Source organism: Pseudomonas sp. PF05 (assembly GCF_056521845.1).
Map to the genome: position 1 here is coordinate 189,649 of NZ_JBWLPW010000005.1, position 12,540 is coordinate 202,188.

Genomic DNA, 12,540 nt, shown 5'->3' on the forward strand with positions numbered 1-12,540 from the left:
GCTTGGCATGATTACAGACGCATCGGCATGACAACGTAAGCCGAATCGTCGTTATCGGACTCTTGCACCAGCGCACTGCTGTTGGAGTCAGACAGGATCAGACGCACTTGCTCGGTGGTCATCACGCCCAGCACGTCGAGCAGGTAGCTGACGTTGAAGCCGATTTCCAGGGAGCCCCCGTTGTATTCAACGCCCACTTCTTCTTCCGCCTCTTCCTGCTCCGGGTTGTTCGCCTGGATTTTCAGCTGACCATTGGCCAGTTGCAGGCGGATGCCACGGTACTTCTCGTTGGAGAGAATCGCGGTGCGGCTGAAGGCTTCGCGCAGTGCCTGGCGATCGCCCAGTACCAGCTTGTCGCCACCTTTTGGCAGCACGCGCTCGTAGTCAGGGAATTTGCCGTCCACCAGCTTCGACGTGAAGGTGAACTCGCCGGTCGTGGCGCGGATGTGGTGCTGGCCCAGCACAATGCTGACGTTGCCGTCCGGCTCGGTCAGCAGACGGGCCAACTCCAGGATACCTTTGCGCGGCACGATCACCTGGTGGCGATCCGGCTGACCGATATCGGCCTGCATCGAGCACATGGCCAGGCGATGCCCGTCGGTGGCGACGGCGCGGATGACGCCGGCAGACACTTCCAGGAGCATGCCGTTGAGGTAATAACGAACGTCCTGCTGGGCCATGGCGAAACTGGTGCGTTCGATCAGGCGACGCAATTTACTCTGGTCCAGGCTGCAGGTCAGCGAACCCGGGCCTTCTTCAACAGTCGGGAAATCGTTGGCTGGCAGCGTGGACAAGGTGAAACGGCTGCGACCGGCCTTGACCACGAGCTTCTGCTCATCGACCTTGATGTCGATCAGCGCGTCGTTTGGCAGGCTCTTGCAGATGTCCATCAGCTTGCGCGCCGGCACGGTGATTGAACCCGGATCGGCCGGTTCTTCAAGTTGCACACGACCGACCAGCTCGACTTCCAGGTCGGTACCGGTCAGCGACAGTTGCTGGCCTTCGACAACCAGCAGCACGTTGGAAAGTACCGGCAAGGTCTGGCGGCGTTCGACGACGCCTGCGACCAGTTGCAGGGGTTTCAACAGGGCTTCGCGTTGAATGGTGAAATGCATGGTCTAGTCCCTTGCCTTAATAAGCTGCGCTGGTGGTCATCAAGTGGTCAGTGTACGCAGCAGGTTCTTGTAGTCCTCGCGGATGTCCGCGTCGGATTCCTTAAGTTCGTTGATCTTGCGGCAGGCGTGCAGCACGGTGGTGTGGTCGCGTCCACCAAACACATCACCGATTTCCGGCAGGCTGTGGTTGGTCAGTTCCTTGGACAGGGCCATGGCCACCTGACGCGGACGTGCCACCGAACGCGAACGGCGTTTGGACAGCAGGTCGGAAATCTTGATTTTGTAGTATTCAGCAACCGTTCGCTGAATGTTATCCACAGATACCAATTTATCCTGAAGCGCCAACAGGTCCTTCAGGGATTCGCGAATCAACTCGATGGTGATGTCGCGGCCCATGAAGTGCGAGTGAGCGATCACCCGCTTGAGGGCACCTTCGAGTTCACGCACGTTGGAGCGGATACGCTGGGCGATGAAGAACGCGGCGTCGTGAGGCAGCTCGACCTTGGCCTGGTCGGCTTTCTTCATCAAGATCGCCACACGGGTTTCCAGCTCGGGCGGCTCGACGGCCACCGTCAAGCCCCAGCCGAAACGCGACTTGAGGCGTTCTTCAAGGCCCTCGATCTCTTTCGGGTAGCGGTCACTGGTGAGAATGACCTGCTGCCCACCTTCAAGCAATGCGTTGAAGGTGTGGAAAAACTCTTCCTGGGAACGTTCCTTGCGGGCGAAGAACTGGATATCGTCGATCAGCAAGGCGTCCACCGAACGGTAGAAACGCTTGAACTCGTTGATCGCGTTCAGTTGCAGCGCCTTGACCATATCGGCCACGAAACGCTCGGAATGCAGGTACACGACCTTGGCATTCGGGTTCTTCTTTAATAGATGGTTGCCCACCGCGTGCATCAAGTGGGTCTTACCCAAGCCTACGCCACCATAAAGGAAGAGCGGGTTATAGCCATGCTTGGGGTTGTCCGCGACCTGCCAGGCCGCCGCGCGGGCCAGTTGGTTGGATTTACCTTCGACGAAATTCTCGAAGGTAAAGGTCCGGTTCAGATAGCTGGTGTGCTTGAGCGCACCTTCGACCTGGACGGTGCGCTGTTCGGCACGCACCGGAGCCTGTTGGGAGCTGGCGCCGGCCATCGGGTCGAAGCTGTCCCGGGAGGGCTCTTCGCTGACCTCGGCGACCTTTTGCGCATTGCGTTTGCTCGGGGCAGGCGCGGGTGCCGGGGCGGCATGATTGTTAACCGGTGCCGTTACAGCCTGCTGGGCCTGTGACGCGGCGGCTGCCAGCGGCGCGTTGGGTGCGGCGCGCGGTGCCGAGCTGCGCTTGCTGCCTATTAATAAGGACAACGCAGGCGCCATGCCATTGCCATGCTCGTCGAGCAGCTCCATGACCCGGCCCAGGTACTTTTCGTTGACCCAGTCGAGAACGAAACGATTCGGTGCATAGACACGCAACTCGTCGCCTTCGGCTTCGACCTGTAGTGGACGGATCCAAGTGTTGAATTGTTGGGCAGGCAGCTCATCGCGCAAAAGCTCTACGCACTGCTGCCAAAGTTCCACTGACACGGATATCCCCTAAGTTGAAAGCCGGTGAGGCAAAAACAAGCGGCCATTGTAGCGAGCAGACGTCCACTTATCCACATGCAGCTTGCTGATCGCCCATGATTTATCAATGCGTTAAACGCGAGAAAGACGACGGGCGGTCAGTGGATAAGCCCTGTGGATAACCGGGCCTGAGGTCGTTGCACAAGTGGGGGCGAAAGTCGGTGGATAACTGGGCTGTGGATAACATGCCATTCCACGCACAGCTTATCCGACAGCGCAGCACAGGCTGGCCACTGCTTTCCCCTGTAGTTGTCATTCTCTGTACATGGCGGATTACAAGGCCTGAGCGTGGTTATCCACAGAGAGGTGGCTGCCTTGCTTTTATAAGCTTTACAGAAAAGCTTTAAATAATTCCCTTCTTTATTTCTATATCTAGCGCTGTGTGATGAATCCGCCCAAGTGCCTGGATATCTATTTAAAGGAAACGCTGGTTGGAAATTGACCTAGAGGCTTGCTTTCTCTAGAATCCCCGGTCTCTTAAAACGGGGGCCATTCCGGCCCGTTGTGGACGAACCAGGTAACACGACATGAAACGTACTTTCCAACCAAGCACTATCAAACGCGCTCGTACCCACGGTTTCCGTGCTCGCATGGCTACCAAGAACGGTCGTGCCGTCCTGTCGCGTCGTCGCGCCAAAGGTCGTGCGCGTCTGGCAGTTTGATAATCCGGCACTGGAGGTGAGTCAGGACTTCAGTCGGGAAAAGCGTTTGCTTACACCCCGGCATTTCAAGGCAGTCTTTGACTCCCCTACCGGCAAGGTTCCGGGGAAAAATCTCCTGCTCCTTGCGCGCAGTAACGATCTCGATCACCCCCGACTCGGGCTGGTTATCGGGAAAAAGAGCGTCAAGCTCTCCGTTCAGCGCAATCGCCTCAAACGTCTGATGCGCGAATCGTTTCGCCTGAACCAGGATTCACTGGTTGGATGGGACATCGTTATCGTCGCGCGCAAAGGTTTGGGTGACGTAGAAAACCCCGAACTGATTCAGCATTTCGGCAAGCTCTGGAAGCGTCTGGCACGCAACAAGCCAGTACCAGCAGTCAACACCGAAACTGTAGGGGTAGACAGTCCCGATGCGTAAACTGGCACTCGTTCCGATCCAGTTTTACCGCTATGCCATTAGTCCTTTGATGGCCAGTCACTGTCGTTTCTACCCCAGTTGTTCCTGCTACGCGTATGAAGCCATAGAAAATCATGGCCTACTGCGCGGTGGCTGGCTGACCTTTCGTCGTTTAGGTCGCTGTCATCCGTGGAATCCCGGCGGTTATGACCCGGTTCCGCCTATCCCTACCTCCCGTTCTTCTTCGATGGCCGAGTAATCATGGATATCAAACGCACGATCCTGATCGTCGCCCTGGCAATCGTGTCCTACGTCATGGTCCTTAAATGGAACCAGGACTATGGCCAGGCTGCCCTGCCGACTCAGAATGTTGCAGCCAGCAATACCGCACCGAGCCTGCCGGATGTCCCTGTTGGCAACAACGCTGCCAGCAATGACGACATCCCGCGCGCGGCAAGCGATACCAGCGCTCCCGCCGAAGCCCCTGTGGCCGTAAGCAAAGATCTCATCCAGATCAAGACGGACGTGCTTGAGCTGGCAATCGATCCACAAGGTGGTGACGTTGCCCAGCTGAAACTGCCGCTGTACCCGCGTCGCCAGGATCATCCGGAAATCCCGTTCCAGTTGTTCGACAACGGTAACGAGCGGACCTATCTGGCCCAAAGTGGCCTGATCGGTACGAACGGCCCGGATTCGAACCCGGCCGGTCGCCCGATCTACTCCGCCGAGAAGAAGAGTTATCAACTGGCTGACGGTCAGGACCAACTGGTCGTAGACCTGAAGTACAGCAAGGATGGCGTCAACTACATCAAGCGTTTCACCTTGAAACGTGGCCTGTATGACGTAACCGTCTCTTACCTGATCGACAACCAGAGCGCACAGCCCTGGTCCGGTGCGATGTTCGCGCAGTTGAAGCGTGACGCCAGCTCCGATCCGTCTTCGAGCACTGCCACCGGCACCGCGACTTACCTGGGCGCCGCCCTGTGGACAAGTTCGGAGCCGTACAAAAAAGTGTCCATGAAGGACATGGACAAGGGCCAGCTCAAGGAAACCGTCCAAGGTGGCTGGGTTGCCTGGCTGCAGCACTACTTTGTAACCGCCTGGATTGCGCAGAAGGGCGAAAACAATATCGTCCAGACGCGCAAGGACAGCAAAGGCAACTACATCATCGGTTACACCGGCCCGACATTGACTGCCGCGCCAGGTGCGAAAGCCGAAACCAGCGCCATTCTGTATGCCGGTCCTAAAAGCCAGGCTGTGCTGAAAGAGTTGTCCCCAGGCCTGGAGCTGACTGTGGACTACGGCTTCCTGTGGTTCATTGCCCAGCCGATCTTCTGGCTGCTGCAACATATCCACAGCATCGTCGGTAACTGGGGCTGGTCGATCATTTTCCTGACCATGCTGATCAAGGGTCTGTTCTTCCCATTGTCGGCCGCCAGCTACAAATCCATGGCCCGCATGCGCGCCGTGGCCCCGAAACTGGCCGCGCTGAAAGAGCAACATGGCGACGACCGGCAGAAAATGTCCCAGGCCATGATGGAGCTGTACAAGAAAGAGAAGATCAACCCGCTGGGTGGATGCTTGCCGATTCTTGTGCAGATGCCAGTGTTCCTGTCGTTGTACTGGGTGCTGTTGGAAAGCGTGGAGATGCGCCAGGCGCCGTTCATGCTGTGGATCACTGACCTGTCGATCAAGGATCCGTTCTTCATCCTGCCGATCATCATGGGCGCGACCATGTTCATCCAGCAGCAGTTGAACCCAACACCTCCGGATCCAATGCAGGCGAAGGTCATGAAAATGATGCCAATCATCTTCACCTTCTTCTTCCTGTGGTTCCCTGCAGGTCTTGTGCTGTACTGGGTTGTGAACAACGTGTTGTCCATTACTCAGCAGTGGTACATCACGCGTAAGATCGAAGCGGCTACGAAAAAAGCCGAGGCGTAACTTGCTCTGTGGATAACCACACAAAACGCCCCCTAGTGGGGCGTTTTGCTATCTGCCACTTTTGTCTGGATACCGGTTTATGAGCGCACCGCGTGAAACCATTGCCGCCGTTGCCACCGCCCAAGGTCGCGGTGGTGTCGGCATCGTCCGTATTTCGGGACCCTTGGCCAGTGTCGCGGCCAAGGCAATCAGCGGTCGTGAACTCAAGCCGCGGTTTGCTCATTACGGCCCGTTTTTCAGTGATGACCAGCAGGTGCTCGACGAGGGGCTGGCGTTGTATTTCCCGGGGCCGAATTCGTTCACCGGCGAAGACGTACTGGAACTGCAGGGGCACGGCGGCCCCATCGTGCTGGACATGCTGCTCAAGCGTTGCCTGGAACTGGGCTGTCGCCTGGCCCGGCCGGGTGAGTTCAGTGAACGGGCATTCCTCAACGACAAACTCGACCTGGCCCAGGCCGAGGCGATTGCCGATTTGATCGAAGCCAGTTCTGCACAGGCGGCACGCAACGCATTGCGTTCGTTGCAGGGCGCGTTTTCCCAGCGTGTGCATAACCTCACCGAACAATTGATCGGCCTGCGGATCTACGTCGAAGCCGCGATTGATTTCCCGGAAGAGGAAATCGATTTTCTTGCCGATGGCCATGTGTTGAGCATGTTGGATAAAGTGCGCGATGAGTTATCCACAGTACTGCGCGAAGCCGGGCAGGGCGCCTTGTTGCGCGATGGGATGACCGTGGTGATCGCTGGGCGGCCGAATGCCGGCAAGTCCAGCCTGTTGAATGCCTTGGCCGGCCGTGAGGCGGCGATTGTCACCGAGATCGCCGGCACCACCCGGGACATCCTGCGTGAACATATCCACATCGATGGCATGCCACTGCATGTGGTGGATACCGCAGGTTTGCGCGACACCGAGGACCAGGTGGAAAAAATCGGCGTTGAACGGGCACTCAAGGCCATCGGTGAAGCCGATCGGGTCCTGCTGGTGGTGGATGCCACCGCACCGGAAGCGGACGATCCATTTGCCTTGTGGCCTGAATTCCTCGAAGTCCGCCCAGATCCGGCAAAAGTCACCTTGATCCGCAACAAGGCCGACCTGACCGGGGAAGCGATTGTCCTTGAAGTCAGCAACGACGGCCATGTGACCATCAGTCTGAGCGCGAAGGCGGCGGGCGAAGGCCTGGAATTGCTGCGTGAACACCTCAAGGCCTGCATGGGCTATGAGCAGACCTCGGAAAGCAGCTTCAGCGCCCGCCGGCGACATCTTGAAGCCTTGCGCCATGCCAGCGCCGCCCTGGAGCACGGTCGCGCGCAGCTGACCTTGGCGGGGGCGGGTGAGTTGTTGGCCGAAGACCTTCGCCAGGCCCAACATGCCCTTGGGGAAATTACCGGCGCCTTCAGCTCCGATGACCTGTTGGGGCGGATCTTTTCCAGCTTCTGCATCGGTAAATAACTCTGCTTTTCAAACCGGGTTTGCCCTCGAAGCCTCTCGAGTCCAACGCAAACCCGGTTCTTCCCCTCTGTTTTTGAAACGATTGCCCTTGATGGCGGCTTGCCTGTGGACGCTGCGGCTGTCCATCGCGGCGGTTTTCTGTGGATTAAGCCCTGTGAATAACTGCCATTGAGGTCGGTTGATAAACCCCCTTCAAATCTGGAGATAACCGCTCCTGTGGATAACAGGCCCATTCATCCACAGGCTTACACCGGTTATCCAAACCCCTCATGGCCACCTGACCACAGGGTTTTGAATCTCTGTACACATTGAAAATAAAGGCCTGTGTAACGTTATCCACAGATAATTGGCTCAGTAAGAATAAACATAAAAACAAAGGTTTTATAAATTTCTTTCTTTTTAATTTCTTTAACCGCGAGTTTTCCACAGCTGGTTAAATTTTGTGCAAAGGGTTCTTTAGGAAAGGGGAAGTCCCTATACTTGCCGACCTGGCTCGAAAAACGCTCTGGCCAGGCTCAAGACCTATTTCCGAATTACCTGAATTAAGCAGGCACGAGGTGCGTGGTGGATTTCCCTTCCCGTTTTGAAGTGATCGTCATCGGCGGCGGTCATGCCGGTACCGAGGCAGCACTTGCATCAGCACGCATGGGGGCAAAAACCCTGTTGCTGACGCATAACGTGGAAACCCTCGGTGCCATGAGTTGCAACCCTGCCATTGGTGGGATCGGCAAAAGCCACCTGGTCAAGGAAATCGATGCCCTTGGGGGCGCGATGGCCATGGCCACCGATAAAGGCGGTATCCAGTTTCGCGTATTGAACAGCCGCAAAGGCCCAGCCGTGCGCGCGACTCGCGCCCAGGCCGACCGAGTCCTGTACAAGGCCGCTGTCCGCGAAATTCTGGAAAACCAGCCGAACCTGTGGATATTTCAACAAGCGGCCGATGACCTGATCGTCGAACAGGACCAGGTACGCGGCGTCGTCACGCAAATGGGTCTGCGTTTCTTCGCCGATTCCGTGGTGTTGACCACCGGGACGTTCCTCGGCGGACTTATCCACATCGGTTTGCAGAATTTTTCCGGCGGTCGCGCCGGTGATCCGCCGTCGATTGCTCTGGCTCACCGCCTGCGTGAGTTGCCATTGCGTGTCGGGCGCCTGAAAACCGGTACGCCACCTCGCATCGACGGCAAGTCCGTGGATTTCTCGGTGATGACCGAGCAGCCTGGCGATACGCCGATCCCGGTGATGTCGTTCATGGGCAACAAGGAACAGCATCCACGGCAAGTCAGTTGCTGGATCACCCACACCAACGCCCGCACCCACGAAATCATCGCGGCGAACCTCGATCGTTCGCCGATGTATTCAGCTGCCGGTGAAATCGAAGGTGTCGGCCCGCGCTATTGCCCGTCGATTGAAGACAAGATCCATCGCTTTGCCGACAAGGAAAGCCATCAGGTGTTCATCGAACCGGAAGGTTTGACCACCCATGAGTTGTATCCGAACGGGATATCCACAAGTCTGCCGTTCGACGTGCAATTGCAGATCGTGCAATCGATCCGTGGCATGGAGAACGCGCACATCGTGCGTCCGGGTTATGCGATCGAGTACGACTACTTCGATCCGCGCGATTTGAAGTACAGCCTGGAAACCAAAGCTATCGGCGGTCTGTTCTTCGCCGGGCAGATCAACGGCACCACCGGCTACGAAGAAGCTGGTGCCCAGGGTTTGCTCGCCGGAGCCAACGCCGCATTGCTCGCCAAGGGCAAAGAAGCCTGGTGCCCGCGCCGCGATGAGGCGTACATCGGTGTGCTGGTGGACGACCTGATTACCCTGGGTACCCAGGAACCGTATCGGATGTTCACGTCTCGCGCCGAATACCGCCTGATCCTGCGTGAAGACAACGCCGACCTGCGCTTGACCGAGAAAGGTCGCGAACTGGGGTTGGTGGATGACGTGCGCTGGGCTGCGTTCTGCAAGAAACGCGAGAGCATCGAGCTGGAAGAGCAGCGCCTGAAAAGCACCTGGGTTCGTCCCGGTACCGAGCAGGGCGATGCTATCGCGGCGAAATTCGGCACGCCGCTGACCCACGAATACAACCTGCTGAACCTGTTGAGCCGCCCGGAAATCGATTATGCCGGGTTGGTGGAAGTGACCGGCCAGGGCGCGGAAGATCCACAAGTGGCCGAACAGGTCGAGATCAAGACCAAATACGCCGGTTACATCGACCGCCAGCAGGACGAAATCGCCCGTCTGCGCGCCAGTGAAGACACCAAGTTGCCTGTGGATATCGATTACACCGGCATTTCCGGGTTGTCGAAAGAAATCCAGGGCAAGCTCGGTGCGACCCGTCCGCAAACCCTGGGCCAGGCCTCGCGCATTCCAGGCGTCACGCCAGCGGCGATCTCGCTGTTGATGATTCATTTGAAAAAACGCGGCGCCGGCCGCCAGTTGGAGCAAAGCGCTTGAGTTCGATGGTCACCTCGCAACACGCTGAAGAGTTATCCACAGGTGCCCGTCAGCTCGGCGTCAGCCTGACCGAAGCCCAGCACGCGCAATTGCTAGGTTATCTGGCGTTGTTGATCAAATGGAACAAGGCCTACAACCTGACCGCCGTGCGCGATCCGGACGAAATGGTCTCGCGCCATTTGCTCGACAGCCTCAGCGTCATGTCCTTCATCGAAGACGGTCGCTGGCTGGATGTCGGCAGCGGCGGAGGCATGCCGGGCATCCCGCTGGCGATCCTGTTTCCCGACTCGCAAGTGACCTGCCTGGACAGCAACGGTAAGAAAACCCGCTTCCTGACCCAGGTCAAACTCGAACTCAAACTGGATAACTTGCAAGTTATCCACAGCCGCGTCGAAGCGTTCCAACCTGCCGAGCCGTTCAACGGGATCATCTCCCGGGCGTTCAGCAGCATGGAGAACTTCAGCAACTGGACTCGCCACCTGGGCGACGCCGATACGCGCTGGCTGGCAATGAAGGGCGTTCATCCGGCCGATGAGCTGGTAGCATTGCCGGCAGACTTCCACCTCGATAGCGAACACGCCTTGGCCGTACCCGGTTGCCAAGGCCAACGCCATCTGCTGATACTGCGCCGCACGGCATGATTGGGAACACAAGCAAGAATGGCTAAGGTATTCGCGATAGCGAACCAGAAAGGTGGTGTGGGCAAGACCACCACCTGTATCAACCTCGCAGCATCCCTGGTCGCGACCAAGCGCCGGGTGCTGTTGATCGATCTCGATCCACAGGGCAACGCTACCATGGGCAGCGGTGTGGATAAGCATGGCCTGGAAAACTCCATCTACGACGTCCTGATCGGCGAGTGCGATCTGGGCCAGGCCATGCACTTTTCCGAACATGGCGGTTATCAACTGCTGCCGGCCAACCGTGACCTGACGGCGGCCGAAGTGGTGCTGCTGGAAATGCAGATGAAGGAAAGCCGTCTGCGCAGCGCCTTGGCGCCGATCCGGGAAAACTACGATTACATCCTGATCGATTGCCCACCGTCGCTGTCGATGCTGACCCTCAACGCCCTGGTGGCGGCCGATGGGGTCATTATCCCCATGCAGTGCGAATATTTCGCATTGGAAGGGTTGAGCGACCTTGTGGATAACATCAAGCGCATCGCCGAACTGCTGAACCCGGACCTGAAGGTCGAAGGCCTGTTGCGGACCATGTACGACCCGCGCCTGAGCCTGATGAACGACGTTTCGGCCCAGCTCAAGGAGCACTTCGGCGAGCAACTCTACGACACCGTCATCCCGCGTAACATCCGCCTGGCCGAAGCGCCGAGCTACGGGATGCCGGCCCTGGCCTACGACAAACAATCCCGTGGTGCGCTGGCTTACCTGGCCCTGGCGGGCGAGATGGTTCGCCGTCAGCGCCGCAACCCTCGCACCGCTGCAGCCCAGCCAACTTAAGGAAACCCCATGGCCGTCAAGAAACGAGGTCTCGGACGTGGACTGGATGCACTGCTCAGCGGTCCCACTGTCAGCTCGCTGGAAGAACAGGCTGTCCAGGTCGATCAGCGTGAGTTGCAGCATTTGCCGCTGGACCTGATCCAGCGCGGCAAATACCAGCCGCGCCGGGACATGGACCCACAGGCGCTGGAAGAACTGGCCCAGTCGATCAAGAGCCAGGGTGTGATGCAGCCGATCGTGGTCCGGCCGATCGCCAATGGGCGCTTCGAGATCATTGCCGGCGAACGTCGCTGGCGCGCCAGCCAGCAGGCCGGCCAGGAAACCATCCCGGCAATGGTCCGCGATGTGCCGGATGAAACGGCTATCGCCATGGCGCTGATCGAGAACATCCAGCGTGAAGACCTCAACCCGATCGAGGAAGCCGTGGCCCTGCAGCGCTTGCAGCAGGAATTCCAATTGACCCAGCAACAAGTTGCCGAGGCGGTGGGCAAGTCCCGTGTGACCGTGGCCAACCTGCTGCGCCTGATTGCCTTGCCGGAAGTCATCAAGACCATGCTGTCCCATGGCGACCTGGAAATGGGTCATGCCCGGGCATTGCTCGGTTTGCCGGAAAATCAACAGGTTGAAGGGGCGCGACATGTTGTCGCACGAGGCCTGACTGTGCGCCAAACCGAGGCACTGGTTCGCCAGTGGCTGAGCGGCAAACCGGCCCCTGTCGAAGCCCCCAAAACCGATCCTGATATCGCTCGCCTGGAACAGCGCCTGGCCGAGCGCCTGGGCTCTGCGGTACAGATCCGCCACGGTAAGAAGGGTAAAGGGCAATTGGTGATCGGTTATAACTCCCTCGATGAGCTGCAAGGTGTCCTTGCGCACATTCGCTGAAACAATTGCTCTTGTAGCGCGCAGTCGGAAATCACTACCTGACAGTTGAATAGGGGCAGAACCGCCCCTATACTCTGCGCGCATTTTGTCGGCACAAATTATGCCAAGTTATTGAATTATGGCGGCCGATCATTGGAGAGCAAAAGCGATGGAAACCCGCACGCCAAACCGCTTGCCGTTCCATCGCCTGGCAGTTTTCCCGGTTTTGATGGCTCAATTTACCGTCGTACTGATCGCCACACTGGCGCTCTGGCAATGGAAAGGAGTCGTCACCGGATACTCAGGGCTTTGCGGAGGCCTGATAGCCTTGCTTCCCAATATTTACTTCGCTCACAGGGCCTTTCGGTTTTCCGGCGCCCGAGCAGCCCAGGCTATCGTCCGGTCTTTTTATGCCGGCGAGGCGGGGAAACTGATTTTGACGGCAGTGCTGTTTGCATTGACGTTCGCAGGTGTGAAGCCACTGGCGCCGCTGGCTGTATTCAGCGTCTTCGTGCTGACCCAACTGGTTAGCTGGTTCGCTCCCCTGCTAATGAGAACAAGACTTTCGAGACCTTAGGGCGTTTGA

12 protein-coding genes are annotated in these 12,540 nt (G+C 57.9%); 10 read left to right on the forward strand and 2 right to left on the reverse strand.

Annotated features, from left to right (window positions below; genetic code table 11):
- Nucleotides 1–11 precede the first annotated feature (11 nt).
- Nucleotides 12–1,115 carry a DNA polymerase III subunit beta gene (gene dnaN / locus AC09SL_RS11400; RefSeq protein ID WP_003196145.1) on the reverse strand — a complete coding sequence of 368 codons (1,104 nt, stop codon included), beginning with the start codon at nt 1,113–1,115 and terminating at the stop codon, nt 12–14.
- Between the two features lie 39 nt (nt 1,116–1,154).
- Nucleotides 1,155–2,681, reverse strand: a complete 1,527-nt coding sequence (gene dnaA, locus AC09SL_RS11405) for a chromosomal replication initiator protein DnaA (RefSeq protein ID WP_058544792.1) — start codon at nt 2,679–2,681, stop codon at nt 1,155–1,157.
- Between the two features lie 566 nt (nt 2,682–3,247).
- On the opposite strand from dnaA, the gene rpmH reads away from it, so the two are divergent.
- The 10 genes from rpmH to AC09SL_RS11455 all read left to right on the forward strand — a co-directional run bounded on the left by rpmH (nt 3,248) and on the right by AC09SL_RS11455 (nt 12,531).
- A complete protein-coding gene (gene rpmH / locus AC09SL_RS11410; RefSeq protein WP_003213577.1) occupies nt 3,248–3,382 on the forward strand; it encodes a 50S ribosomal protein L34 in 135 nt (44 codons plus the stop codon).
- A 16-nt stretch (nt 3,383–3,398) separates the two neighbouring features.
- On the forward strand, nt 3,399–3,800 hold the full coding sequence (gene rnpA, locus AC09SL_RS11415) for a ribonuclease P protein component (protein WP_003207107.1): 402 nt from the start codon (nt 3,399–3,401) through the stop codon (nt 3,798–3,800).
- Nucleotides 3,793–4,038 (forward strand): membrane protein insertion efficiency factor YidD, encoded by a 246-nt coding sequence (gene yidD / locus AC09SL_RS11420; RefSeq protein ID WP_010465488.1) that lies wholly within the window; start codon nt 3,793–3,795, stop codon nt 4,036–4,038. Before rnpA ends, yidD begins: the two co-directional genes overlap by 8 nt.
- 2 nt (nt 4,039–4,040) lie before the next feature.
- On the forward strand, nt 4,041–5,723 hold the full coding sequence (yidC, locus tag AC09SL_RS11425; protein WP_058544791.1) for a membrane protein insertase YidC: 1,683 nt from the start codon (nt 4,041–4,043) through the stop codon (nt 5,721–5,723).
- A gap of 79 nt (nt 5,724–5,802) precedes the next feature.
- Nucleotides 5,803–7,173, forward strand: coding sequence for a tRNA uridine-5-carboxymethylaminomethyl(34) synthesis GTPase MnmE (gene mnmE, locus AC09SL_RS11430; RefSeq protein ID WP_058544790.1), 1,371 nt, complete (start codon nt 5,803–5,805; stop codon nt 7,171–7,173).
- A 564-nt stretch (nt 7,174–7,737) separates the two neighbouring features.
- Entirely contained in the window at nt 7,738–9,636 is a 1,899-nt protein-coding gene (gene mnmG / locus AC09SL_RS11435; protein WP_058542467.1) for a tRNA uridine-5-carboxymethylaminomethyl(34) synthesis enzyme MnmG, read from the forward strand.
- A 5-nt stretch (nt 9,637–9,641) separates the two neighbouring features.
- Nucleotides 9,642–10,277: a 16S rRNA (guanine(527)-N(7))-methyltransferase RsmG gene (gene rsmG / locus AC09SL_RS11440; protein WP_193034321.1), complete on the forward strand. Its 636-nt coding sequence runs from the start codon at nt 9,642–9,644 to the stop codon at nt 10,275–10,277.
- Between the two features lie 18 nt (nt 10,278–10,295).
- Entirely contained in the window at nt 10,296–11,093 is a 798-nt protein-coding gene (locus tag AC09SL_RS11445; RefSeq protein ID WP_003207100.1) for a ParA family protein, read from the forward strand.
- Between the two features lie 9 nt (nt 11,094–11,102).
- A complete protein-coding gene (locus AC09SL_RS11450) occupies nt 11,103–11,975 on the forward strand; it encodes a ParB/RepB/Spo0J family partition protein (protein ID WP_003207098.1) in 873 nt (290 codons plus the stop codon).
- Nucleotides 11,976–12,123: 148 nt separating this feature from the next.
- Nucleotides 12,124–12,531 carry a F0F1 ATP synthase subunit I gene (locus AC09SL_RS11455; protein ID WP_058542465.1) on the forward strand — a complete coding sequence of 136 codons (408 nt, stop codon included), beginning with the start codon at nt 12,124–12,126 and terminating at the stop codon, nt 12,529–12,531.
- The last annotated feature ends 9 nt before the right edge of the window (nt 12,532–12,540 follow it).